This is a genomic window from Pseudomonas sp. G2-4 (genome assembly GCF_030064125.1).
Lineage (GTDB): Bacteria > Pseudomonadota > Gammaproteobacteria > Pseudomonadales > Pseudomonadaceae > Aquipseudomonas.
In genome coordinates, this window is record NZ_CP125957.1 from 3,408,531 (window position 1) to 3,431,506 (window position 22,976).

The window sequence follows — 22,976 nt, forward strand, 5'->3', positions numbered from 1 at the left end:
AGGAGTTTGACCATGAGCAAAAACATCAAAGCTGTACCCACCCAGGACTACAACGCCGTTGTCGCCGTGGCCCAGCAATACGCTGACGGCCTGCGTGCCGGCAGCCCGGAAGTGCTGGAGCAGGCCTTCCACAAGGAGGCAGTGATGTACGGCTTCACCAACGGCAAACTGTTGGGCGGCCCGATCAGCAACCTGTTCGACTTCGTCCGTACCAATGGCACGGCCCCGGATATCAGTACCCGCCTGGACGTGCTGGCGATCACCCCAACCACCGCCGTGGTACGGGTGGATATGGAAAAGGACGCGATCGGTGCCGACTACAACGATTACCTGACACTGATCAAAATCGACGGCACCTGGAAGGTGATCGCCAAGGTTTATCACCAGTTCGAAGGCTGACCCGAGCGGCCTGAACGCAATGCTGTTCCTTAAGGTGATGAATCATGGCAAAAGTTGAATACAGCGCCGTTGTAGGCGGCGGCGCCGAGCGCGTTTGGGATGTACTCAAGCGCTTCGGGAAGATCAGCCAGTGGCACCCGGCGATCCCGCAGAGCGTCATCGAAGACGGCCAGCCTGACGGACTGGTTGGCTGCATCCGTCGGCTGACGTTGCAGGACGGCACCATTCTGCGCGAGCAGTTGTTGTCGGTAGACGCGGTGAGTCTGCAGTTCTCCTACCGCTTCGTTGAAGCGCCACTGCCCGTCGACAACTACGTGTTGACCGTGCGACTGATCCCGCTGACCGGCGAGCAGAAAACCGTGATTCTGTGGTCTGCGACCTTCGACACGCGTGAGCCTGATCCCCAGGGGCAATGGACCTCGACCATCGAGTCGCTCATTGTCGGTGGTCATGAAAGCCTCCAGGTTTACCTGAACCAAACCGCCACCGCGTGAATGTGCCCTACCCCGCTCCAGCAATGGATGCGGGATTTAATTTTTCTGGAGTTACGATGCACGACCACATTGCCGAAGTGCCGCTTGAAAAAGCCTATCGGCTGATCAACCACGGCCCCACCGTGCTGGTATCTGCTCAACACGAGGAGACTCGAAATGTGATGGCCGCGGCATGGGCCTGTGCATTGGATTTCTTACCGCCCAAAGTTACTGTGGTGCTGGACAAGATCGCCAAAACCCGCGAACTGGTAGAGCGTAGCGGCGTGTTTGTGATTCAGGTTCCGACTGTGGCACAGCTGCAATTGACCCGCGATGTCGGCAGCGTCAGCCTGCAGGCAGATCCACGGAAGCTGGCTCATAGCGGCGTCGAGCTATTCAGTATCAGCGGCCATGACGTGCCATTCGTGGCCGGATGCTCGGCCTGGCTTGCGTGCAAACTACTGCCCGAACCGCACAACCAGTCGACCTACGACCTGTTTATCGGTGAAGTCGTCGCTGCCTGGGCCGACACACGGGTATTCAGCGACGGCCATTGGCACTATGAGCGTGCGCACCCGGATTTTCGTAGCCTGCACTACATCGCAGGCGGCCACTTTTATGCGATCGGCGAAGCGCTAACCCCATCAGTGATCTAGTGCAGTTTCAACCGAGGCTCGGTGCCTGGCCCCAGGTGGTTACCCAACATCAGTAATGCCGAGGGTACCAGGCCATAGAGCGCGACTTGGGGCATGCGGGACAGCGATGCATAGAACGCCCGCGCCAACCATCCTTCCAGCGTCACACTGCCCGTGAGTTTACCCATCAGGTTACCCACCGCCGAATAGAGTGACAGCGAGACCAGCAAGCCATGGTCCCTGTAGACATAGGTCGGCAGGGCTTTGCCTTCAAACCGGGCTTGCAGGCTCTTCGCCAGCGCCACCGTCGACAATCAAAATACGAGTGTCATTGAAGGCTCTCATTGCTTTTACTTGGGGGGACAGGACGGATCCTGTAGCGCCCAGGCACATGGCGTTGCGCCGGTGCCTGGGTAGGGTGATTTCAACGCTTATGACTTACCAATCCTGGCGGGTCGGCGAAATGATCAGGTCGTTGACGGTGACGTTTTCAGGCTGATTTAGTGCATACACCACTGCGCGTCCAATATCGTCCGGCGAGATAGCGATTTTATTCAGCTCTTGCGCCGCTTTACGGCCTGCCGGGTCGGTGACTTTATCGGCCCAACCGGTGTTGATCACACCCGGGCTGACCGTGTTGACACGGATGCCGTGCTGCACGCCGAGTTCTTTACGCATCGACTCAGTCATGGCCTGCACGAAGAACTTAGTGGCGCTGTAGATACCCGCAGCAGGCCCGACCTGGTGACCGGCGACCGAATCCATATTCAGGATCTGGCCCGACTTCTGTTTCAGCATGAACGGCAACACCGCCGCGATACCATGCAGGTAGCCTTTGATGTTCACGTTGATCATCTTTTCCCAATCATCGGTGGCCAGGTCGACCCAGTTAGAAAACAGCATCAAGCCTGCGTTGTTGATCAGGATATCCACCGAACCGAAAGAGTCCTGGGCGAATTGCGCGAGCGCTTTCATATCCTCAGGGTTGGTAACGTCGCTGACGCGACCTACCGCTTCACCGCCCTTGCCTTTCAACTCGCTGACGATGGCGTCCAGGCCTTGCTGGTCCAAGGCTGCTGCGACAATTCGAACGCCTTTGTCGGACAAGGCACGTGCCGATGCAGCACCCAGGCCGGACGATGCGCCAGTGATGATCGCGGTTTTATTCTGCAGATAGTTCATGGGCGTTCCTCTCGTTGGTGACTGCCCGTCTATGCGGGCAGTTTTTGGGGTTATCGCGGATATAAGGGGATCAGTAGTTGCCGACTGGCCAATCGGTGTAGCCCTTGGCGCCGCCTCCGTAATACGACTCACGCGGTGCAATGGTCAGCTCGGCCCCACGACGCAAGCGCTCAATCAGGTCCGGGTTGGAGATAAACAGGCGACCAAACGCAACGGCGTCGATCTTGCCTTCGGCGCGGCGCTCAATAGCCATGTCCAGGTCGTAGTTGTTGTTGCCGATGAAGGGCCCGTTGAACTGTGCGCTCAATGCGTCCATGTCCACGCCTTCCGGCACTTCACGCGAGGTGGCGGTAGCGCCTTCAACGAAGTGCAGGTAAGCCAGATCGAATGCATTCAGTTGCTGGATCAGGTAGCCATGCATCGCCATGACATTGCTGTCGGGCGGCGTGTTGCCGGCATCAGGCGTCACCGGCGACAAACGAATGCCAACCCGGTCGTTGCCCCAGATCTTGACGATTGCGTCGGTAACTTCCAGGGTCAGGCGCGCACGGTTCTCGATGGAGCCGCCGTACTGGTCGGTGCGATGGTTGGTCGAGTCCCGCAGGAACTGGTCCAGCAGGTAGCTGTTGGCCGAGTGAACCTCGACCCCGTCAAAACCGGCACGCTTGGCATTCTCGGCAGCACGCTTGTACTGCTCGATGATCCCCGGGATCTCATCGGTTTCGAGCGCCCGTGGCATCGACACCGGGACGAAACCGTTGGTGGTGTAGGTGTCACCTTCAGCCTTGATCGCGGAAGGCGCGACCGGTGCGGCACCGTCAGGTTGCAACTCGACACTGGAGAACCGCCCCACGTGCCACAGCTGGCTGACGATCTTGCCGCCGGCTGCATGCACGGCATCCGTGACTTTCTTCCAGCCCGCAACCTGCTCTTCGCTCCAGATGCCAGGGGTGGCCGCGTAACCGCGCCCTTGCGCGGAAATATTGGTGGCCTCGGCGACGATCAAGCCCGCCGTGGCGCGTTGAGCGTAATACTCGGCGTGCAGTTCGTTGGGAATGCCATCTTCGGCGTAGCGGCTGCGGGTTACAGGCGCCATCAAAATACGGTTGGCGAGTTTCATCGCGCCCAGGTCGATGGGGGTGAATAAGTCGGTACGAGTGGCATTGTCTGTCATGATAGACCTCATTTAAATAGACCGGTCGTCTAGTAAGTTGGTAAAAAAATAGTTACGACAAAAGTCGCTTTGCCAGAGTCAGGGATGTTTCAAAGGCGTCATCGCGCTTGCCGATCTTCATCATCAACGAAGCACCGAGCCAAACCTGATAGAGCGATTGCGCAAGCGTCGCGCTGGGCGCTGTGGACGTGATCGAACCATCGACAAGCCCCTGCTCAATACAGCGCTCAAGTTTTGCATGGATGGCCTGCGTACCTCGGTCGAGCACCAGGCGCATGCCCTCCGAGAGGTCACAGACCTCGGCGCCCAATTTGACCACCAGGCACTTGTCGGTCGGCAAATCAGAGCACTGGGTTTGCGCCCAATACTGGAAGTAACTCAGCAACCTTTGCGCGGCGGGTGCAGAGCCCATCAACAGCGTGTCGACTGTTTCGAGGTAGTCGGAAAAATACTGTTCAAGCAATGCCTGACCAAATTCTTCCTTGGATTTGAAGTAGTGGTAGAACGAACCTTTCGGCACGCTCGCAGCCGCTACCACCTCAGCTAACCCTACGCTGGTGTAGCCTTTGCGAGTCATCAACGTCCTGGCGACATCCAGGATGTGTTGGCGTGTCTCAGAATGATGCTTTTTCATAATGCAGCCACTCTAATTAAAACTAGACCGGTCGTCTAGTAAATTTTAGAATAGCCTCACGTTCTACGACCAACGGCGAACGAAGACAAATGACAGGGTCAAGCTCATGAACACCCCTCCCCCCACGTCAACGTTCAACACCGAGTGCCTTGCGCAATTCAACCTCAATTGCCTGGTGATCTTCGCTGCGCTTTATCAGGAAAAAAGTGTCACCAGGGCGTCCGAGCGCTTGAACATTGGACAGCCCGCAGTCAGCAACAGTCTGTCCAAGCTCAGGCTGCTTTTTCAGGATCCGTTGTTTTTTCGCCGAAACGCTGAGATGGTGCCCACCGCAGTCGCTGATGACATTGCGAAGCATGTGATACCGCTATTGAGCGGTATTGGCCACGTGCTTGAGCGCTACAACGTACCGCCCCTTGCGCACGCGTAACGCGCCGACCTGAACTCTCAAAATTACGCTGCGCAACCGAAAATTTCATTTTGTGTATCATTGGGCAGAACTTTCTTCCAGGCATGCTCGTCTGGCGATACGCCCCCAAGGTGCTGCACTCAATGACCAACTCCCCTCCAATCTCTGTTCCACGCGCAAAAGGACGCCCGCGCGCGTTTGATCGAGACCAGGCTCTGCTGCAGGCGCTGGCAGTGTTTTGGAGGCGTGGCTACGAGCCGGCCTCTGTGGCGGAATTGTGTTCAGCCATGAGCATCAGCCCTCCCAGCCTGTATGCGGCGTTCGGCAACAAAGCCAAGTTGTTTCTGGAAGCGGTTGCCTACTACGAAGCGACGTTCTGGGATGCCACGTGGGAGCGCATGGACACCGAGCCGGACATCGTGCGCGCCATCAGCGAGTTCTTCCACACCTCAGCGTCGATCCTGACCGAACCCGAGGCGCCCTGTGGCTGCATGGTCGTCCTCGCGGCAGTCAATGTCTCCGACGATGCCGGTGAAGTCACCGCGACCCTCAAGGCCTTGCGCCAGGAAGGCCGTGACTACTTACAGCAGCGCTTGGATCGCGCAGTGGAACAAGGTCAGCTCAAACCGGAAACCAACACTCGCCTGCTCGCCGCGGCCTTGAATACATTGCTCGAAGGCATGTCCCTGCAGGCACATGACGCTGCCAGCCGGGAAGATCTGCAAGGCATCGGCGCAACAGCCGTAGCGATGCTGAGCCCTTCCCTCTCAACGTGACTAAACCCGGCGCTGCATTCAAGCAAGCTGTTCACACGAGGCCTTGATGCGCGCGCACACCTGCTCCAGCTGCACGGTGGAGGTCGCAAAGGAGATGCGGAAATACCCCTCCAACCCAAACGCACTCCCCGGTACCACCGCCACCTGTGCGGCTTCGAGCAGGTACTGGCAGACATCCACGTCATTAGTCAGCATCACACCTGCAGGCGTTTTGCGCCCGAACAGCCCCGAGCATGAAGGGAAGAGATAAAAAGCGCCCTCCGGACGGCGACATACCAGGCCGGGAGTGGTGTTAAAAGCGTCCAGGCAAAGATCCCTGCGCTGACGAAACACTTCAACGCGCTCAGCCAGAAAATCGATAGGCCCGTCCAGCGCTGCCACGGCAGCCGCCTGGGATATCGCGCAGGGGTTGCTCGTGGTCTGCGATTGAATGGTGGCCATGGCAGCAATTAGAGGTTTAGGACCGCCCGCATAACCAATGCGCCAGCCCGTCATAGAATAGGCCTTTGAAACGCCATTCACGGTCAGCACGCGACCATGTAACGCCGGCACCTGCGAAGCCAGCGTGGAAAACACCCAACGGTACGCGGCGTGATGGCTTGCTGGAGTTGCTCGGCGGTGATCTTGAAATGCTGATGGGACGCGCAGGGGATTTCCACGGGCGTGCCCCCCGCCAGGCGCACCATGTCCGGATAGGACACCCAGTAAGGCGCAGGAATGATGACTTCATCCCCGGGGTTAAGGGTGGCCTGCAGCGCATTGATCAGTACTTGCTTGCCGCCAGTGCCGACGCTGATTTCGTCGATGGCGTAGGTGATGCCGTTTTCACGCTGAAACTTTCGAACGATCGCCGCCTTGAGTTCGGGCGTACCATCCACATCGGTGTAGCGAGTCTGGCCTGCATCAATCGCCGTTTTGGCCGCTGCATTGATGTGGTCAGGGGTGGGAAAGTCCGGCTCGCCCGTGGACAGGCTAATGATATCGGCCCCATTGCGGCGCAGCTCTGCAGCCTTGCGCGTGATTGCCAGCGTTGGCGAGGGTTTAACTGCTTTCAGCAGATTTCCGAGCAATTGCATGGGGCCACTCTTTCAGCTTTTGTTGATAGAGCATCAATGCTAGCGGCCTCTGGCAGACAATTAAAACAATATAAATGGATGCAGAAAATCAATTTTATTTGTTTATTCCTGGCCGTTTTTTTGGCCTCTTGCGCAGATTGATCAACAGGTAAGTGCCCCGGGCCAAATCTCCCAAGCGCTTGACATATTCTGTAGTGAGCAATATAGAATAACCCTCAGCGTGCATTCGCCAACAGCGTTTGCAGGTTCGCTTGAGCGGGCCATTTTTGAAACATCGCCTGATCTGGAGGAGCTATGCACTCAGTTTTTATCGTCGGTGGTTCGGGTAAAGTGGCCCGAAGCCTGGCTCAACAGCTGGCAGAACGAGGCCATCAACCACGTTCGTTGTACCGGCATGATGAACAGGCCGAGGGGCTCAAAGCGCTCGGCGCCAGCCCCGTTGCAGGTAACTTGCTTGAGCTTGACACAGAGGCTCTGGCCAAGTTGATGACGGGCAGTGACATCGTGGTCTTCGCGGCCGGTGCCGGCGGCAAAGGCGGCGCGCAGATGACGGATGCCATCGACGGTCACGGCTTGGAGCTGTCTGTAGCCGCAGCTCAGTTGGCGGGTATCCGGCGTTTCATCTTAGTGTCGGCGTTTCCAGAAGCATCGCGTGGCAGATCGGTTTCCGAGACCTTCGAAAATTACATGGTCGTGAAAAAGCGCGCCGACGTGCACTTGGCCGCAACCGATCTCGACTGGGTCATCCTGCGCCCAGGCAACTTGCTGGACTCGCCGGGCACAGGCAAAGTCCACGCCGGCCTGGCTATCCCCTATGGCGACGTGCCACGCGAGGATGTGGCCGCAGCCCTGTTGCAGATCATCGAACAGCCCGGCGTGAGTCGCGTCATTATCGAACTGACCCAAGGCAGCACACCGGTCAATGAGGCTTTCCAGAGTTTTGTGCGGGATAGCACTCAAGGATGAACGAACCCACAACATTCAAGCTGCTACTGGTCGGTGCAAGCGGGCTGGTTGGCAGCCATGTATTGGATCTGGCCCTGTCGGATCCGCGCGTCGGCAAGGTCTACGCGCCAACACGCAAGGCCTTGGCGGTGCACCCTAAACTCATCGCCACGCCCACCGATTTTGATCGCTTGGACGAACAGGCAGATCTCTGGCACGCGGATGCGGTGATCTGCACATTGGGCACCACGCTCAAAACAGCCGGTTCCAGAGCCGCCTTCGAGCGAGTCGACCACACCTACCCATTGGCAGTGGCCAAGCTTGCGCGCGCTCACGGAACGTCGGCCTATGTGCTCAATTCAGCTATCGGCGCAGACGCGGGATCTTCGTTTTTCTATAACCAGGTCAAAGGCCGCCTGGAGAAGGATTTGGCGAAGGTGGGGTTTAAATCGCTTACCTATGTGCGGCCCGGTGTCATCGGGGGCAAGCGTGAGGAGGTGCGCCATGCCGAACGTGCACTGATTCTGATGCTCAAGCTTGCGTCGCCGCTGTTACCGGAACGCTGGCGTCTCAATCCCCCGGCGCTGATTGCGCGGGCATTGCTTCAAGCCGCGATCAGTCAGGCCCCTGGCATTCATGTTGTGCCATCGAGCAGCATGACCAAGCCTGCCGATCAACACTAAGCCAACAAGCGTCGGCTCATATCAAGCGCAGCATCAAAAGGCTCGCGTGTTCTGTTGACCTTGACCAGCAACGAGGCGCCCAACCACATCTGGTAGAGCGCCTCAGCCAATATTGCTGAGTCAACCGACGCACTTATGGAGCCATCTGCTTTACCCTGCTCAACACAACGAACCATCCGCTCGATGATCAGGGCAGTCCCTTTTTCAAGCACACCGCGCATGTTTTCGGACAGGTCACACACTTCCGCACCCAATTTGACCACCAGGCATTTTTGATCAGTGTGATCAAACGCCTGCGTCTCGGCCCAATAGCGTAGATAGCTCAGCAAACGTTCAGCGCCGGAGCCCTCGCTGGCCAATTGCACATCGACCCGCGTGAGGTACTCTTCAAAGTACTCTTCGAGCAGCGCTTGGCCGAACTCGTCCTTGGAACGAAAGTAGTGATAGAACGACCCTTTAGGTACACCCGCGGCCGCGAGCAACTCGGTAAGGCCGACGGCGGTGTAACCTTTTTGGGTCATAAGCGACCTGGCGACATCGATGATGTGCTGGCGCATGTCATGGGCGGGTTTCTTCATAATGCGGCGCATGCTAGCAAAAAAATGATCTAGCGTCAGGCGCCCGTTAGAGCGCCTGCCGTTTGTTCACCTGCATCGGAGGCAATTTTATGCAGCGCTTCAGCGACAAAAATATAAATATATTTCGAAGTAAAACATAATTATTATTTGAGCATGATCAAAGAACTGAAAACACTTATCGCTGTGGCGAGAGAAGGCACGTTTGCGGCTGCCGGCAGCAAAATCGGCCTCACCCAAGCCGCCGTCAGCGCCCAGATGCAACGCCTTGAGGCAGAGCTAGGGGTAGAGCTGTTCGACCGTAAGGGACGCTCGGCTCAGCTCAATCGAATGGGTCACCAGGTTTTGGCGCAGGGTCAGGAACTGGTACGCCAATTTAAAGATCTGGGCTCGACATCGGTGGGTCTTCCTGCGAACGTTTTGGTCACCATTGGAGCGATTGCCTCGGTTCAGCGCTCCTTCTTGCCAGAAGCCCTGGCTGAATTTCATCAACGATCTGCGCAATGCAGGACGCGAGTCCTCCCCGGCTTGTCGATGGAGTTGGTGAACCAAGTCGATTCAGGCGAAATCGATATGGCCGCGATCATCCGCCCGCCCTTCTCGCTTCACAGTGATCTGCGCTGGACAACCTTGGCACGAGAACCTTACCGGCTGATCGTCCCCGCCGATATGCAGGGAGACGATTGGGCTGAATTGGTATCGAGCCAACCCTTTATCCGCTATGACCGTTCATCTTTTGGCGGGCGCCAGGTTGATAGGTTCTTGCGTCAAACCCATTTTTCATTGCATGAAGTCTGCGAACTCGATGAGCTGGACGCGATCATCAAACTGGTTGCGAATGGCGTCGGTGTGGCCCTGGTACCGGAAACGGCCACTCGTAAGGAATGGCCTGCTGAAGTGCGCGCGATCGACCTGAAACAACGCACATTCCATCGCGACATAGGGCTGATTCATCGTGCACGCCGCAGCCTTACCGAGCCAGTAAAATTACTGGCTCAGCTGATTATTGAGCAGGCCGTGAAGAAGCATTAGACGCCAAACATCATTGGAATATTGGAGAGCATGCCGAACGGAGTAAACAGCAATTAAGGCGCTGCATGCGTTTGGAAAATCTTGCTAACAACCGTCCACTTGCCCTCTACTTTCAGCAGATGGAAGAAGTCGGTGAAAGAGAGGCCGGACATGCCGTTGGCGTCAATGCGAGCACTCGCGGCATTACCGACGATTTCAATACGAGTAATAGCAGCTTGCGCATCCGGAGACGGGCGGAAACCCTTGTCAATCCCCTCGAACAGGATTGGAATCGCGCCGCCTTCCAGCTTGCCATCAGTGCTGACGCTGTACATTGTCGCCTGTTCATTGAAAGCGGGTTTCATGATACTGCTCTTCGCCTGCTTGCAACCCTCAATATACGTATTAAGCACCTTAGTGATAGCTTGATAGTCTTCTACATAAGTAGCTTTGCTGACTGTTTTACCACTGACAACTTGCGGATTGCTCGGTGAGTTGTCTGCTTGAGCCAGCGCGCCAAGGCTCGAAATCAAGCCGACAAAAAACAACTGCTTAATAGATATAAATTTCATTTAGTCGCTCTTCACAAGGAGTGTAATTATTGAAATATCTCAACCACAAAAATCCAGCAGACGCTCATGGAATTTGCTGTGCGCAGGCAGCCGCGCAGTGAGATAACGATATGTTTCAATAACGACGCCCGCAGTTTCACCGTGACCTGCGGGTTCGTTGTTTTTGAAATTACTTGCTCAGGTTGCTCTTGAGTTCCTGAGATGCCTGCGCAATTGCGCTGCGCGGCGTCGGTAGATGGCTGAACGCGTTCGACAACCCGAAGTCGTGAATCATTCCGTTGTAGCGGACCGTCTTCACAGGTACACCCGCAGCGTCGAGCTTGCGGCCGTAAGCCTCAGCTTCATCGCGCAGGACATCGAATTCGGCAGTCTGGATCAGCGTCGGCGGCAAGCCCTTCAACTGCTCGGTCTTCGCCTGCAGCGGCGAAGCGTAAATCTGCTTACGTGCCTCGGCGTCGCGCGTGTAATTGTCCCAGAACCACACCATCAAGTCCTTCGTCAGGTAATAGCCGCTGGCAAACTCCTTGTACGACGGCGTGTCGAAGTCAGCATCAGTCACCGGGCACAGCAACACTTGCGAACGCAGTGCGGGTCCACCCTTCTCGTTGGCCATCAAGGCAACCACGGCGGCAATATTCCCACCTGCGCTGTTGCCCGCGACGGCGAGGCGCGTGCCGTCTACCTTGATCTCTTCGCCATGTTCAGCAACCCATTTTGTCGCGGCATAGGCTTGCTCGGTGGCGACGCCATATGCCGCCTCTGGCGAGAGGCTGTAGTTGACGAAGACCGCCACCGCACCCGAGCCTACCACCAGGTCACGCACCAGTCGTTCGTGGGTCGGGAAGTCGCCCAACACCCAGCCGCCGCCATGGAAATACATGAACGCGGGTAGGGTCTTCTGTTGGCTACCGACCGGGCGCACGATGGTCAACTTCAGATCGCTGCCGTTGACGCGTATCGTCTTCTCGCTGACATCGGCTGCCGGCAAGGCCACTTGGGGGGCAGCCTGGGCACCCGCCAATGCCGCACGGGCATCGACCGGCGTCATGGAGTCGAGCGTCGGGACACCTTCAAGCGATTGCAAGAGTTTCGCGGTGTTGTGCTCAACTCCCGGGTATGTGGTGGCGGAGGCAGTACCGGGCGCAAGAGTAACGACCGTAAGAGCGAGAGCAGAGGTAAGGGTTTTCATGACGTTTCCATTTTTATATCTGTGTGCTGGGAAGCCTCAACTACCGCAGACTCAAGGACGACAGAGGTTCAAGGCGCGACGTGGGTATGAAAGATCTTGCTGACGACCGTCCACTTGCCATCGACTTTCAACAGATGGAAAAAGTCGGTGAAGGAAATGCCTGACATGTCGTTGGCGTCGATGCGTGCGCTAGCCGCCGTACCGACGATTTCAATGCGTACGATGGCTGCCGGTGCGTCGGGAGAAGGGCGAAAACCCTCGTCGATACCCTTGAACAGGATTGGAATTGCACCGCCGGCCAGCTTACCGTCGCCATCGACGCTAAACATGGTCGCTAGCTCATTGAAAGCAGGCTTCATGAGGCTGCTTTTCGCTTGCTTGCAGCCCTCGATGTACAGGTTCAGCACCTCGGTGATGGCTTGGTATTCGTGCACGTAAGTAGGTTTGCTCATAGTTTTGCTCCTGCTTCATTGAATTGAATTGGATTGGATTGGATTGAGAATTAGGACCGTCCAGCCACCCGCTTATGACGTGGGCTGATTCACGCTTTGGTATCAAGCCATACAGACCCGTAGCGCGTGTAGGCAGCAGGAATCTCAATGATTTCTTTCAGATCATCTGCTGCAGTGCGCACCCAGAATGGATCACGCAACATTTGCCGCCCGACAAACACCAGGTCAGCTCGACCGTTCTGCAGGATTTCTTCGGCCTGACGCCCACTCTGGATGACACCCACGGCCCCCGTCGCAATATGCAATTCTTTGCGCAGCAACTCAGCGGCCGGGACTTGGTAACCAGGATAGGTCTGAACCTTGATCATCTTGATGCCGCCGGAGCTGCAGTCGATCAGATCGACGCCCTGCTCCTTCATCCAGCGACCGTATTCAAGGAACGACTCGGGGGTATTTCCGCCTTCGGCGTAATCAGAGCTGGAGATACGAACAAACAGAGGACGATCGCCCCAATGGGTTTTGACTTCCTCCAGCACTTCGCGCAGGAAGCGGTAGCGACGCTTGGCATCACCGCCATATTCGTCGTCGCGGGTATTGGCGAGTGGGGAGAGGAACTCATTCAGCAAATAACCATGAGCGGCATGGATCTCAAGCACATCAAAGCCCGCTTCACTGGCGCGTCGTGCGGCATCGCCATAGAGCTTCACCAAACCCGGAATTTCGTCAGCCGCGAGTGCGCGAGGCACGGGGCTGGTATCCGTGAACGGGATAGCCGACGGCGCAATGTGAATAAGGTTGGGCAGGTCAGCATTGCGCCCCGCATGGCCGATCTGAGCACCGGCTTTGGCACCAAAGCTGTGAAGCAGTTCGGTCAGCGCTTTCAAGCCGACGATGTGCGCATCGCTCCAGATACCGAGGTCACCGGCCCCGATACGGCCATCGGCGTGAACTGCCAGCGTCTCGGGGAAAATCAGCCCCGCCTGGCCCAAGGCGCGAGCACCGTAATGCACTCGGTGCCACTCAGTAACGAAGCCGTCATCGGCAGCCATATGCATGCACATAGGTGACATGACCACGCGGTTTTTCAGTTTCATGCCTTTTATTTCATGGGGGAAAAGCAACAAGCTCATTTTCAGTATTTCCGTAGTGGTCGATACGGAATAATGTTAGCGTACGCACAACAGATGCGTAAGTACGCACATTTTTGTGCGGTAGGCACATTTTTTATACCAACGAGATTTCCTGTGAAAAAATGCATCCCCCAGAATGAAGTTGAAGCATTCGCTTGCCCTGTCTCCTTTACAGTCGATGTCATTGGCGGGAAATGGAAATCGCTGATCCTGTTCCATCTGATGTCCGGAACAAAGCGCTTCAACGAGTTGCGCCGGCTGATCCCCGATGTGACGCAGCGGATGCTCACCTTGCAACTCAGAGAGCTGGAGACTGACCGGGTTATCCATCGCGAAATCTATCGTGAGGTGCCGCCCAAGGTTGAATATTCGCTCACAGAGTTAGGTAACACGCTTGCGCCATTGATCAGTGCAATGCGCGAATGGGGAGCGGTACATGAGGGTGCAATCCTAGCGTTCAGGCGCGCTGAGATCAATGCCAACCCACTTGAATCGCTCGCCTAGCTTTAGACTTTTGTCAGGCAGGCTAACGCCCCGGCGCTGGAAAAAGAGCCGGCTCTGGGGCGTGGGTTGGGTGGGTCTCAAGCCAGTTTGCAATGGACGTCCCCCCTCCCCATGGGATCTGAAACGGGCTCAGGCACGCCATGCTCAACCCTGATTGCTTGCATATCACCATTGAAGCCCTGGTTGGCCAGGTAGTAGCCAGCGACGTCTAGGTCCGCCGCCAGAGTTGCCCGGAAATTGGCGCGTAAGGCCCCCAGAGGATCGTGTTGGCGGTGTCCGCAGCGAATCGGTCAGGTACGGCCACCGCAGAATGCGTCAACGCCGCGCGTGGGCTGGCGGTTGCCAGTTGATAAACGCCCATAAATAGCAACACCATCCATAGCGCGACGCAGCGACGCGTCCGATAGAACTCTGATGTCTTGCACATAGGCTACCTGTTTTTTTATAAATAATGGCAGCACAGTGGGACTTAACAGGGCGCGATTCGTTATCTGAACCCATCCCTGCGGCGTCTGAAAATAATCAACACGCAACAACTTCTTATTTATTGATCACCCAAAAAAAGAGCCCTCGACGCGGGGCTCTTGTGTGTCGCTGATTAAGCGTTCTGCTCGCCCCCTACAGACCCTTTTCGCTCCAAGGGCGCTTTCTCCCACTTGGCGATGACCAGAGGTGCAATTGCATTACCCAGCACGTTCAAGGTAGTGGTGCCGCTGTCGATTATCCGGAAGATCCCGGCAATCAACGCGACCCCTTCCAGCGGCAGGCCGGCAGACGCCAATGTGGCCGACAGGATGATGATGGCAAACCCAGGCACACCCGCAGCGCCCTTGGACGTCAGCACCATAGTGACCACCAGCAGAATTTGCTGAGTCAACGACAGATCGATGCCATAGAGTTGGGCAATGAAGATCGTCGCCACACCGAGGAAGATCGAAGCACCGTCCAAGTTAAACGCATAACCCACCGGCACCACGAAGCTGACGATGCGTCGAGGCACGCCATAGGCTTCCAGCTTGGTCATCAACTGTGGCATGACGGCCGCAGAGGCAGCACTGGAGAAAGCCAGAATCAGCTCATCGCGGAAGTACTTGATCAACTTGAAGACGTTTTCGCCGATCAAGTAGCAAATGCCGCCGAGCATCACCAGGGCAAAGGTAATTAGCGCCAGATACACCACGCCGATCAACTTGAGCAACGGTAGCAACGAGGCAAATCCGAAGGTCGCTACAGTGGCGCCAATCATGCCGAATACACCGATCGGTGCGTAGGCCATGACAAATGATACGACTTTGAACATTGCGTCGGAGAAACCCTGCACCACCGCAATAACCGGTGCGCTTTTCTCTTTAGGCAACGTGTTCAACGCCATACCCAGCAGCACAGCAAAGAACAGCACCGACAGCAACTTCGCTTCTGACATCGCGACAATCACGTTATCGGGCACGATGTTTTGCAGGATGATCAGCGCACCTTTCGACGGCTCCATGTGCACGGCTGCAGCGTTGTGTGCAATGCCAGCGATTTCGGTGCCCTTACCCGGCTCGAAAAGATTGGCGAAGCACAAGCCAAGCACGATGGCAAGGCTGGTGATTGCAAAGAAGTAGATCAACGACTTTGCGCCCATGCGACCGAACGATTTGTTATCGCCGCCTCCGGCTATGCCGAGGATCATGCAGCAGAAAACAATCGGCACGACGACCATCTTCATCATCTTGATGAAAATATCACCGAGCGGTTTAAGGATTTCTGTACTGACCCACACTTGATTTTCCGGGTGGGTATTGAAATACCAACCCACGAGCACGCCAAGCAACAGCCCGGCAACTATTTGCCAAACTAAGGGGATACGTTTCATGTCTAGCCTTTTTGTTGGAATGAAAGGACTGCGTAAGCGCAGTAGCTAGATTCATGAGCTTCCAGCTCATTTAAATTTCCTGGGCGCACTCTTTAACGTGCGCCAGGTTTTTTTATTATTTAGCGAACAGCTGGCTCATATCCTTGAACGCCTTGAACTCCAGCGCGTTGCCGCACGGGTCGAACAGAAACATGGTGGCCTGCTCGCCGACCTGGCCTTTGAAGCGAATGTAGGGTTCGATCACAAACTTGGTTGCGCGCGCTTTCAAACGCTCGGCCAGCGCTTCCCATTGCGCCCACTCCAGGATGATGCCGAAGTGCGGAACCGGTACGTCGTGGCCATCTACCGGGTTGCTGTGCACGCTTTCCTGCGAAGCAGTCTTAGGGTGTTCATGGATGACCAACTGGTGGCCGTAGAAATCGAAATCTACCCACTGCTCGCTTGAGCGGCCTTCGGCAAGGCCGAATACCTCACCGTAAAAGGTGCGCGTAGCTGCCAGGTCATATACAGGGATTGCGAGGTGGAAAGGAGAAAGGCTCATCAGGACTCCGATAACAATTTTTTATTGGTTTGTGGTGCCGGACACCGTGGTCGCTGCCCGACGGCTTTTTGAAGGTGGATTTATGCTAAAGCCGAACCACCTTAAAAAAAATCAATATAAATTTTTCACAAACACAATTTTATTTTGTTAATCGGCGATCTCTTTTTACTGCTCCCAGCCCGCCTGAATCGCATGGGTAATTTGATCGACAAACACCCTTGTCTTCGTCGGAACCAACCGCCCCGGAGGCATCACGGCATAGATCCCACCCGGTTCCGGGCCTTCCCATTGCGTCAGTATTTGTACAAGCGTGCCATCGCGCACCGCCGCACCGGCCAGCCAATCAGGCGTCAGAATGATCCCAGCGCCCTCCACAGCAGCCTGTAAAAGCGACTCCGAACTATCGGAGATCAGCGGCCCCGTCTCAATGCTGATTCCGTGTCTAGGCGCCTGGCATTACGCCCCAACTGCCGATGGACACGCGGGTCGATCCCCCTGGCAACCGCGCCATTGCAACATCGCGCAGAGCATGAGCATCTCGCGAGCCAATTTCTGGATAGATGCAGAGAGACAGACCCGAAAAGTCCGCTTAGGGATATCAACTCATAACCCATATCCCTCTTCCGAGCGACCACGGATTTGCCACATTCGGGTTGCTCATCCAGTATACGGAGGCGCACTGAATACCAGCCACGGCCACCCAGGTCCGTGTCGGAAATCGCCATTCGCGATCGCTCGCACACCCGATGTCAATGGGGGCAAAACTGGGGGCACAGTTCGTTTAATTCAGGCTAAAACCGCCGCGCTAGAGCCATGTCAAAATGTTCTTTGGGGATCCGGATAGCTTGTAATGGTATCGCTGCATGGCAAGGAGCAGCGCTTCTCCATCGATACTGACTCCGACATAGGTTTCCATCCTTGGCTTTGCAGAGGGACACGGCTGAATAGAACGCAACGTGGCCTTACGCACCACAGTTGTATCGAGTGTGAATCAAGATCTGTGTTGAGGGTGGCGTCGCCGTCGCTCCCTCAATCGCTCCTCGTATCCAGCGCACCGCTGCGGCAGTCTCGCCAACGAAATCATGAGAGATAACATAATCCATGACGCCGGACTCAAGCATCGCCCGCGTATGAACCGTAAGCTCATGACCGACGAAAATAGGCCGATCCTCAGCCGCAATAGTATCTATTGCCTGAGCAACGCCCCGATTGGCGCCGGCCACGTTGTAGATGGCTGCCGGGTAGTCGTGCTTGGAAAAATAACGCGTCAATTGTTCAGTCGTGGTCTGAGGGCGATCGTCGGACATCACTCGTTCGTCGATTTTCAGATACGGAAACTCGGAACGGAGCACCCTGCGAAACCCCATCTCCCGCTCTTGCTGACAGCGAAACGGCACACTGGTCACCAGCAGGATCTTCGCGGGCTCTTTAGGTAACGCATTGCCTATCAGCAACCCGGCGACACTGCCCGCCGCATATTGATCATTGCCAACATAAGCGCTTCGCCCGGAATTAGGCAGGTCGGTGGTCAGGCAAACGACTGGAATACCCAGGCTGCACAGTTTGCGAATCGCTCTGTTGATCGCGGGATGCTCGCGCGATACGACGATCACACCATCCGCTGAGGCGCCCTGCGCCTGAACCTGATCGGCAAAAGTGGCGGGATCGACCTGATTAGTCGGTACATAGTAGCCATGCACCACGACGCCTGGTGTCGAAGCATTCACCAACGCCTCGGCGCCGGCCAACGTCGCATTGAAGGTTTCGCCCGAGTCGCAAAAGAGCTTGATCTGCAACGTTGCCATGCCGTCAGCCAAATCTTTCTTTAGCTTATCCAGTGCAGCCAGCACTTTCAGACGGGTGTTTTCCCGAACGCCAGGACGGTTGTTCAGCACACGATCGACGGTCGCTGGCCCGACCCTGGCCACCTTAGCGACCTGTTGAACAGTGGGGCCCTTCCATAAGCGCGCCGATGTTTGCGTGGTCATATGGCACGCCCTCTTTTGATGTTATTTACACCATATAAACATTCCCGATGGTCGGCTTCAAGAGCAATGGAAAATGGCACTTCACTCTTAAATTTGAGGTTTTTCACATCATAAACTGCCTATGGTGCTCCTTGAAGCTTGCTTTTTCGGCGCTAATAATCGAGGCATAACAAACACAACAAACCGCCAGGATAGTCCCATGAACAACTCGCCTCATCGGTTGGTTTCGACCGCCACGGCCAAGCCGCTCGTGGCCCACTGTGCACCTCCTTTCTCAGTCAACACCCTCGCGAGTTTGACGCTGCGTAGATGACTTTCGCCCATTGATAGGTAGTTGAATATGAGCATACGAATCGCCGTTATCGGCGCGGGAATTATGGGGGAGGATCACGCCCGCATCATTGCCCAGGACCTTCCGGGAACCACTTTGCATGTGGTGTGTGATGCGTCGCCAGAGCGAGCGAAGCTGATAGCTGACCGTTATGGAGCCGCTGACGTTTCCACTGATCCACTGTTCACGCTTTCAAGGTCCGATGTAGATGCAATCATCATCGCCAGCCCGGACGAAACCCATGCAGTCCTGACCATGGCTGCCATTGATGCAGGGAAACCCGCACTGTGTGAAAAGCCGCTGTCTCAAAGCCCGGACCAGTGCCTGGCGGTCATCGACAAAGAGGCATCCCGGGGTCGCCAATTCGTGCAACTGGGCTTCATGCGCCGGTTTGACCCTTCGTACAGGGAAATGAAAAGTGCCTTGAGCGCCGGTGTGATAGGTCGGGCTGTGATGATGCACAATTTCCACCGCAACGTAGAAGCCCCCGCCAACTTCAGCGGGCAAATGGCGATCAGTAACTCCGCGCCCCATGAGTTCGATGTGGCACGTCACGTGCTCGACACTGAATACGTTGCCATTTCAGTGTTCCAACCCGCCCACACGTCCAAGGACGGCGTCGGCGCCCCGGTATTCATGGTGCTGGAAACCCGGGAAGGCCATCTGGTGAACATCGAAATCAACAATAACGCCCATTACGGGTACGACGTACGTGGCGAGCTGGTGGGCGAGCAAGGTTCCGTGCAACTGGCCACACCCGTACATGCTCGTTTCAACACCCGCCTTCAGGGTTTTGAAAGGTACGCTGCCGATTGGCGGCCGCGTTTCGCCGACGCCTACCGCCTGCAGAACAAAGCATTTGTAGAGTTCATCAACACAGGTATTTTCCCAGTCCATGCCGCAAATGCCTGGGACGGCTATTGCGCAGCCATCGTCGCCCAAGCCGGCATCGAGGCACTCAACCAACGTCGCCGGGTAGTTTTGCCAACGCTGCAAGCACCGCCCCTCTACCGTTCGAGAGAAGGAGCGATGCCATGAAGCTGGGATTCGTCACCGATAGCCTCGGTAACCTGCCCCTGCGGGAGATGCTCAAGCAGGCTGAACGGCTGGGCGTGTCGGGCCTGGAAATCAACACCGGCGGATGGTCGACTGCACCACACTTTAACTTGGCGCAGATGCTCGCCTGCGCCGACGACCGCCAGGCACTCAAACGCAGCTTCCAGGAGCACAACCTAGAAATCATTTCCCTGAACGCCAACGGCAACCCTTTGCATCCCACGCAGCCTGCACAAGGCCAGTGCCTCAAGGACACGATCCGCGTGGCCGGTGAGTTGGGAGTCAAGACCGTCTGCACCATGTCTGGGTTACCTGAAGGTCAGGCCGGCGACAGTATGCCGAACTGGGTTATTGCCTCATGGCCTCCCGAAACCCAGACAATGCTGCGCTATCAATGGGAAGAACGTCTGCTGCCCTTCTGGAGCGAGATCGCTGATCTGGCCAAGGAAAATGGCGTGGAGCGTATCGCTCTGGAATTGCACGGTAACCAGTGCGTCTACAACGTCCGCTCGCTCCTGAAACTACGCAATGCAATCGGACCGGTGATTGGCGCCAACCTCGATCCCTCTCATCTGTTCTGGATGGGCGCTGACCCGCTGGTCGCCGCCGAGGCGCTGGGCGACGCCATTTACCACGTGCACGCCAAAGACACTTTGCTTAATGCGCCAGTCCAGGCCGTGGATTCACTCCTGGAAAATGGCTCATTGATGGACATCTCATCCCGAAGCTGGTCGTACATCACACTTGGATTCGGCCACGGTGAGCAATGGTGGCGGCAGTTCTGCTACCGCTTGAAGATGGCTGGCTACGATGGCTGGCTATCGATCGAGCATGAGGACGTTTTACTCAACAGCCTCGAGGGTTTGGAAAAATCCGTAAGACTGCTACAGAGCGTCATGCCGGTTGCCACCAGCGATTTCAAACCCCAACCCATCTGAATCGCACCACGAGAAAAACCAATGTAATTGCGTATTAAAACGCTCACCGCGATGGCGAGTGAGCATCAACCCATGAGTTCCAGTCAGGAATATCACAATGACAATTAATTCCTACGGAAATACGGCAGACACTTCAGCCGCCTATGTCAGTCCTGAAAAACACCAGGCACAGCGCTACCTGCAAAAAATCACTTGGATTGCCACATTTGGCGGCCTGCTCTTCGGCTTCGATACCGGCGTCATCAATGGCGCCTTGCTCTACATGAAAGATGACCTGGGCCTGACACCATTCACAGAAGGTTTGGTCGCCAGCGCCCTATTGATCGGCGCAATGATGGGGGCGCTGTTCAGCGGTCGCCTATCGGACCTCAAGGGTCGCCGCCGTATCATTCTTTTCCTCGCCGTAGTGTTTTTTCTTGGCGCGTTGGCTTGTGCGCTGGCGCCCACTCTCAACGTGATGGTGGCCGCCCGCTTCACGCTGGGGTTAGCGGTGGGCGGCGCATCGGTCGTCGTGCCGGCGTACCTTGCAGAAATGGCTCCATCCAGCATTCGCGGCCGCATCATTACCCGCAACGAGTTGATGATCGTCACTGGGCAATTCCTGGCCTTCACCACTAACGCCACACTGGGCAATTTGTTTAGCGATCTCGACGGTGTTTGGAGATGGATGCTTGCCTTGGCAACCCTGCCAGCAGTGGCACTCTGGTTGGGAATGCTCTATATGCCGGAAAGCCCGCGCTGGCTGGCCACCAAAGGCCGCTTCAGAGAGGGCCTGGAAGTACTCAAACTGGTACGGGAAGAGTACTACGCCAAGGCTGAGATGGAGGCGATCACGCAGCAGATCAGCAACGAACGATTCATCAGAAAAGGCGGCTGGCGCGACCTGTCTCAAAAGGGCGCGCGGCGAATCTTTTTGATTGGCATCGGTATCGCTGTTACGTCGCAGTTGACCGGAGTCAATTCAATCATGTACTTCGGCACGCAGATCCTTACAGAAGCGGGTCTGGAGCAACGCAGCGCACTGATCGCTAATGTCGTAAACGGCATTATTTCGATTGGCGCAACCTTCGTGGGCATTGCTCTGCTGGACCGCGTGGGCCGTCGCCCGATGATGCTGCTCGGTTTCACTGGCACCACATTGTCTTTACTGTTGATTGGCTTGGTTTCAGTTTTTGTCGATCCCTCCGTCACACGCGCCATGCTCATCCTCGGGGCCATGGCGATGTTCCTTGCCTCAATGCAAGGGCTGATCGGGCCCGCCTTTTGGGTACTTTTGGCGGAAATTTTCCCAATGCGCATCCGCGGCGGATGCATGGGAATGGCGATCGCAGCGTTCTGGTTGACCAACGTGATGATCGGCATGTTCTTTCCGTCTTTGGTTGCAACGATCGGGATCGGCCAAACCTTCTTTGTGTTTGTGGGGGCAGGACTCCTGTCTCTGACTTTCGTCGCGGTGTGGGTACCGGAGACACGAGGCAGCACGCTCGAGGAGATTGAACAGCGGTTGTATGGCTAGGCGGGATGAAGTCTCCCCTCAACTGCCGCTCCTCCGCTTCCTATTTCGTGGCATGTTTTTTTGGGAAGCGGCTCTTCTCTGCTGATGGCCGTGCCCGAGGTCAGGCTGCTTTCTTTACGACGCAATTCAAAGCTGCAACCCCTTCGGCCCGTGGCGCTTTTGTACATCTCGCACAAGGCTAAAGCTATTCGAGCATGGATAGCTTTGCACCACATGTTGTATGTCATGAGGCCAAAAATTGGTACTAAGTAGCGATCGCCTGCTCGTCGTCGGCCCGGAGCTTGTCCAATACTGAGCGCTCCGGACGCGGTGCACCGAGATGCAAGTAACGTAGTTCATCCATAAAGGCACTCCAAAGTGAAGGGCCGCCCTTTTCCAGCACCTCCGCGCGCAAAGACGCTTCCTTGCTCGGATGCGTATGCCGAACACCCCAGGCAGCCACATGCGAGAGCAGAGGGACAAGCTGTATCGCCGCTTCCGTGAGGCTGTAAATCACTTTCTGCTGGTGACTCGGATCCGGGCATCGTGTCAGCAGGCCAGACGCGGTCAAGTGTTTCAGCCTACTCGCGAGGATGTTCGTGGCGATGCCTTCCTGGTTTTTCTCCAGCAGGACGCCATAAGTGCGTCTGTTCTCGAACATGACATCGCGGATAACGATCAGGCTCCAGCGGTCGCCGATCTGCTCAAGCGTCAGGTTGATCGGGCAGCCCGATCGTCTTGTTTGTTGCACAGCTACTCTCCTTGAATTTCCACTTGCATTGTGCAAGGTGCTCGAATATTATTCAACCACTTGCACATTGCAAGCACTATGACAGCTCAGGCGAATCGGTAAAAGAATCGAACATCCGGGCTTTCATCACGGGTAACACCGGCAATTCGATGCTGCGTATGGCCGGAAAGGCGGTAACAGCTGGCGTTTTGCTAAAGAT

25 protein-coding genes and 2 pseudogenes are annotated in these 22,976 nt (G+C 56.1%); 12 read left to right on the forward strand and 15 right to left on the reverse strand.

Annotation, left to right across the window (positions count from 1 at the left end):
* Window positions 1–12 precede the first annotated feature (12 nt).
* The 3 genes from QNH97_RS14755 to QNH97_RS14765 are packed head-to-tail and all read left to right on the forward strand — an operon-like array spanning window position 13 to window position 1,528.
* On the forward strand, window positions 13–399 hold the full coding sequence (locus QNH97_RS14755) for a nuclear transport factor 2 family protein (protein ID WP_032885487.1): 387 nt from the start codon (window positions 13–15) through the stop codon (window positions 397–399).
* A 44-nt stretch (window positions 400–443) separates the two neighbouring features.
* Complete coding sequence (locus tag QNH97_RS14760; RefSeq protein WP_283552661.1) at window positions 444–893, forward strand: SRPBCC family protein; 450 nt, start codon at window positions 444–446, stop codon at window positions 891–893.
* A 56-nt stretch (window positions 894–949) separates the two neighbouring features.
* Window positions 950–1,528, forward strand: coding sequence for a flavin reductase family protein (locus QNH97_RS14765; protein WP_283552662.1), 579 nt, complete (start codon window positions 950–952; stop codon window positions 1,526–1,528).
* Here QNH97_RS14765 and QNH97_RS14770 read toward each other — a convergent pair.
* The 4 genes and pseudogenes from QNH97_RS14770 to QNH97_RS14785 form a co-directional block, all read right to left on the reverse strand.
* A pseudogene (locus QNH97_RS14770) lies at window positions 1,525–1,806 on the reverse strand (FAD-dependent oxidoreductase); the annotation flags it as partial. The gene QNH97_RS14765 and the pseudogene QNH97_RS14770 sit on opposite strands and share 4 nt — an antisense overlap.
* A 139-nt stretch (window positions 1,807–1,945) precedes the next feature.
* Complete coding sequence (locus QNH97_RS14775; protein ID WP_283552663.1) at window positions 1,946–2,689, reverse strand: SDR family oxidoreductase; 744 nt, start codon at window positions 2,687–2,689, stop codon at window positions 1,946–1,948.
* Window positions 2,690–2,759: 70 nt separating this feature from the next.
* Window positions 2,760–3,863, reverse strand: a complete 1,104-nt coding sequence (locus QNH97_RS14780) for an alkene reductase (RefSeq protein ID WP_283552664.1) — start codon at window positions 3,861–3,863, stop codon at window positions 2,760–2,762.
* Window positions 3,864–3,915: 52 nt separating this feature from the next.
* Window positions 3,916–4,497, reverse strand: a complete 582-nt coding sequence (locus QNH97_RS14785; protein WP_283552665.1) for a TetR/AcrR family transcriptional regulator — start codon at window positions 4,495–4,497, stop codon at window positions 3,916–3,918.
* Between the two features lie 106 nt (window positions 4,498–4,603).
* Between QNH97_RS14785 and QNH97_RS14790 the strand changes: the two genes are divergently transcribed.
* Window positions 4,604–4,927 (forward strand): LysR family transcriptional regulator, encoded by a 324-nt coding sequence (locus QNH97_RS14790; protein ID WP_283552666.1) that lies wholly within the window; start codon window positions 4,604–4,606, stop codon window positions 4,925–4,927.
* Window positions 4,928–5,049: 122 nt separating this feature from the next.
* Window positions 5,050–5,682, forward strand: a complete 633-nt coding sequence (locus QNH97_RS14795; RefSeq protein WP_283552667.1) for a TetR/AcrR family transcriptional regulator — start codon at window positions 5,050–5,052, stop codon at window positions 5,680–5,682.
* 18 nt (window positions 5,683–5,700) lie between these two features.
* Here QNH97_RS14795 and QNH97_RS14800 read toward each other — a convergent pair.
* Window positions 5,701–6,758, reverse strand: a pseudogene (locus QNH97_RS14800) (pyridoxal phosphate-dependent aminotransferase).
* 294 nt (window positions 6,759–7,052) lie between these two features.
* On the opposite strand from QNH97_RS14800, the gene QNH97_RS14805 reads away from it, so the two are divergent.
* A complete protein-coding gene (locus QNH97_RS14805) occupies window positions 7,053–7,724 on the forward strand; it encodes an SDR family oxidoreductase (RefSeq protein WP_283552668.1) in 672 nt (223 codons plus the stop codon).
* The gene (locus QNH97_RS14810) at window positions 7,721–8,386 is read left to right on the forward strand and encodes an NAD-dependent epimerase/dehydratase family protein (protein WP_283552669.1); all 666 of its coding nucleotides are present in this window, start codon (window positions 7,721–7,723) and stop codon (window positions 8,384–8,386) included. Before QNH97_RS14805 ends, QNH97_RS14810 begins: the two co-directional genes overlap by 4 nt.
* Here QNH97_RS14810 and QNH97_RS14815 read toward each other — a convergent pair.
* The gene (locus tag QNH97_RS14815) at window positions 8,383–8,964 is read right to left on the reverse strand and encodes a TetR/AcrR family transcriptional regulator (RefSeq protein ID WP_283552670.1); all 582 of its coding nucleotides are present in this window, start codon (window positions 8,962–8,964) and stop codon (window positions 8,383–8,385) included. The genes QNH97_RS14810 and QNH97_RS14815 overlap by 4 nt on opposite strands.
* Before the next feature lie 153 nt (window positions 8,965–9,117).
* Here QNH97_RS14815 and QNH97_RS14820 point away from each other — a divergent pair, with 153 nt between their 5' ends.
* The gene (locus tag QNH97_RS14820) at window positions 9,118–9,993 is read left to right on the forward strand and encodes a LysR family transcriptional regulator (RefSeq protein ID WP_283552671.1); all 876 of its coding nucleotides are present in this window, start codon (window positions 9,118–9,120) and stop codon (window positions 9,991–9,993) included.
* Between the two features lie 53 nt (window positions 9,994–10,046).
* Here the strand turns inward: QNH97_RS14820 and QNH97_RS14825 are convergent, their stop codons facing one another.
* The 4 genes from QNH97_RS14825 to namA form a co-directional block, all read right to left on the reverse strand.
* Window positions 10,047–10,505: a nuclear transport factor 2 family protein gene (locus QNH97_RS14825; protein ID WP_283557491.1), complete on the reverse strand. Its 459-nt coding sequence runs from the start codon at window positions 10,503–10,505 to the stop codon at window positions 10,047–10,049.
* 208 nt (window positions 10,506–10,713) lie between these two features.
* Window positions 10,714–11,733, reverse strand: coding sequence for an alpha/beta hydrolase (locus tag QNH97_RS14830; protein ID WP_283552672.1), 1,020 nt, complete (start codon window positions 11,731–11,733; stop codon window positions 10,714–10,716).
* 68 nt (window positions 11,734–11,801) lie between these two features.
* Window positions 11,802–12,185, reverse strand: coding sequence for a nuclear transport factor 2 family protein (locus QNH97_RS14835; RefSeq protein ID WP_283552673.1), 384 nt, complete (start codon window positions 12,183–12,185; stop codon window positions 11,802–11,804).
* An 89-nt stretch (window positions 12,186–12,274) separates the two neighbouring features.
* Window positions 12,275–13,315: an NADPH dehydrogenase NamA gene (namA, locus tag QNH97_RS14840; protein ID WP_283552674.1), complete on the reverse strand. Its 1,041-nt coding sequence runs from the start codon at window positions 13,313–13,315 to the stop codon at window positions 12,275–12,277.
* 114 nt (window positions 13,316–13,429) lie between these two features.
* Between namA and QNH97_RS14845 the strand changes: the two genes are divergently transcribed.
* Window positions 13,430–13,819, forward strand: coding sequence for a winged helix-turn-helix transcriptional regulator (locus QNH97_RS14845; RefSeq protein ID WP_283552675.1), 390 nt, complete (start codon window positions 13,430–13,432; stop codon window positions 13,817–13,819).
* A 598-nt stretch (window positions 13,820–14,417) separates the two neighbouring features.
* Here the strand turns inward: QNH97_RS14845 and QNH97_RS14850 are convergent.
* From QNH97_RS14850 to QNH97_RS14865, 4 genes are all read right to left on the reverse strand, one after another.
* On the reverse strand, window positions 14,418–15,677 hold the full coding sequence (locus QNH97_RS14850; protein ID WP_283552676.1) for a cation:dicarboxylate symporter family transporter: 1,260 nt from the start codon (window positions 15,675–15,677) through the stop codon (window positions 14,418–14,420).
* 115 nt (window positions 15,678–15,792) lie between these two features.
* Entirely contained in the window at window positions 15,793–16,218 is a 426-nt protein-coding gene (locus QNH97_RS14855; protein WP_283552677.1) for a VOC family protein, read from the reverse strand.
* A 165-nt stretch (window positions 16,219–16,383) separates the two neighbouring features.
* Window positions 16,384–16,653, reverse strand: a complete 270-nt coding sequence (locus tag QNH97_RS14860; RefSeq protein ID WP_350356202.1) for a LysR substrate-binding domain-containing protein — start codon at window positions 16,651–16,653, stop codon at window positions 16,384–16,386.
* Between the two features lie 527 nt (window positions 16,654–17,180).
* Window positions 17,181–18,206 (reverse strand): LacI family DNA-binding transcriptional regulator, encoded by a 1,026-nt coding sequence (locus tag QNH97_RS14865; protein ID WP_283552678.1) that lies wholly within the window; start codon window positions 18,204–18,206, stop codon window positions 17,181–17,183.
* A 340-nt stretch (window positions 18,207–18,546) separates the two neighbouring features.
* Between QNH97_RS14865 and QNH97_RS14870 the strand changes: the two genes are divergently transcribed.
* The 3 genes from QNH97_RS14870 to QNH97_RS14880 all read left to right on the forward strand — a co-directional run bounded on the left by QNH97_RS14870 (window position 18,547) and on the right by QNH97_RS14880 (window position 22,047).
* Window positions 18,547–19,575 carry a Gfo/Idh/MocA family oxidoreductase gene (locus QNH97_RS14870; RefSeq protein WP_283552679.1) on the forward strand — a complete coding sequence of 343 codons (1,029 nt, stop codon included), beginning with the start codon at window positions 18,547–18,549 and terminating at the stop codon, window positions 19,573–19,575.
* Entirely contained in the window at window positions 19,572–20,531 is a 960-nt protein-coding gene (locus QNH97_RS14875; RefSeq protein ID WP_283552680.1) for a sugar phosphate isomerase/epimerase family protein, read from the forward strand. Before QNH97_RS14870 ends, QNH97_RS14875 begins: the two co-directional genes overlap by 4 nt.
* A gap of 97 nt (window positions 20,532–20,628) precedes the next feature.
* The gene (locus tag QNH97_RS14880) at window positions 20,629–22,047 is read left to right on the forward strand and encodes a sugar porter family MFS transporter (RefSeq protein ID WP_283552681.1); all 1,419 of its coding nucleotides are present in this window, start codon (window positions 20,629–20,631) and stop codon (window positions 22,045–22,047) included.
* Between the two features lie 244 nt (window positions 22,048–22,291).
* Here the strand turns inward: QNH97_RS14880 and QNH97_RS14885 are convergent, their stop codons facing one another.
* A complete protein-coding gene (locus QNH97_RS14885) occupies window positions 22,292–22,777 on the reverse strand; it encodes a winged helix-turn-helix transcriptional regulator (protein WP_283552682.1) in 486 nt (161 codons plus the stop codon).
* Window positions 22,778–22,976 lie beyond the last annotated feature (199 nt).

Excerpts from the sequence above, each read along its gene's own strand:
- QNH97_RS14755 (WP_032885487.1), top strand. The coding sequence starts at position 13 with ATGAGCAAAAACATCAAAGCTGTACCCACCCAGGACTACAACGCCGTT.
- QNH97_RS14760 (WP_283552661.1), top strand. The coding sequence starts at position 444 with ATGGCAAAAGTTGAATACAGCGCCGTTGTAGGCGGCGGCGCCGAGCGC.
- QNH97_RS14765 (WP_283552662.1), top strand. The coding sequence starts at position 950 with ATGCACGACCACATTGCCGAAGTGCCGCTTGAAAAAGCCTATCGGCTG.
- QNH97_RS14775 (WP_283552663.1), bottom strand. The coding sequence starts at position 2,689 with ATGAACTATCTGCAGAATAAAACCGCGATCATCACTGGCGCATCGTCC.
- QNH97_RS14780 (WP_283552664.1), bottom strand. The coding sequence starts at position 3,863 with ATGACAGACAATGCCACTCGTACCGACTTATTCACCCCCATCGACCTG.
- QNH97_RS14785 (WP_283552665.1), bottom strand. The coding sequence starts at position 4,497 with ATGAAAAAGCATCATTCTGAGACACGCCAACACATCCTGGATGTCGCC.
- QNH97_RS14790 (WP_283552666.1), top strand. The coding sequence starts at position 4,604 with ATGAACACCCCTCCCCCCACGTCAACGTTCAACACCGAGTGCCTTGCG.
- QNH97_RS14795 (WP_283552667.1), top strand. The coding sequence starts at position 5,050 with ATGACCAACTCCCCTCCAATCTCTGTTCCACGCGCAAAAGGACGCCCG.
- QNH97_RS14805 (WP_283552668.1), top strand. The coding sequence starts at position 7,053 with ATGCACTCAGTTTTTATCGTCGGTGGTTCGGGTAAAGTGGCCCGAAGC.
- QNH97_RS14810 (WP_283552669.1), top strand. The coding sequence starts at position 7,721 with ATGAACGAACCCACAACATTCAAGCTGCTACTGGTCGGTGCAAGCGGG.
- QNH97_RS14815 (WP_283552670.1), bottom strand. The coding sequence starts at position 8,964 with ATGAAGAAACCCGCCCATGACATGCGCCAGCACATCATCGATGTCGCC.
- QNH97_RS14820 (WP_283552671.1), top strand. The coding sequence starts at position 9,118 with ATGATCAAAGAACTGAAAACACTTATCGCTGTGGCGAGAGAAGGCACG.
- QNH97_RS14830 (WP_283552672.1), bottom strand. The coding sequence starts at position 11,733 with ATGAAAACCCTTACCTCTGCTCTCGCTCTTACGGTCGTTACTCTTGCG.
- QNH97_RS14835 (WP_283552673.1), bottom strand. The coding sequence starts at position 12,185 with ATGAGCAAACCTACTTACGTGCACGAATACCAAGCCATCACCGAGGTG.
- namA (WP_283552674.1), bottom strand. The coding sequence starts at position 13,315 with ATGAGCTTGTTGCTTTTCCCCCATGAAATAAAAGGCATGAAACTGAAA.
- QNH97_RS14850 (WP_283552676.1), bottom strand. The coding sequence starts at position 15,677 with ATGAAACGTATCCCCTTAGTTTGGCAAATAGTTGCCGGGCTGTTGCTT.
- QNH97_RS14855 (WP_283552677.1), bottom strand. The coding sequence starts at position 16,218 with ATGAGCCTTTCTCCTTTCCACCTCGCAATCCCTGTATATGACCTGGCA.
- QNH97_RS14865 (WP_283552678.1), bottom strand. The coding sequence starts at position 18,206 with ATGACCACGCAAACATCGGCGCGCTTATGGAAGGGCCCCACTGTTCAA.
- QNH97_RS14870 (WP_283552679.1), top strand. The coding sequence starts at position 18,547 with ATGAGCATACGAATCGCCGTTATCGGCGCGGGAATTATGGGGGAGGAT.
- QNH97_RS14875 (WP_283552680.1), top strand. The coding sequence starts at position 19,572 with ATGAAGCTGGGATTCGTCACCGATAGCCTCGGTAACCTGCCCCTGCGG.
- QNH97_RS14880 (WP_283552681.1), top strand. The coding sequence starts at position 20,629 with ATGACAATTAATTCCTACGGAAATACGGCAGACACTTCAGCCGCCTAT.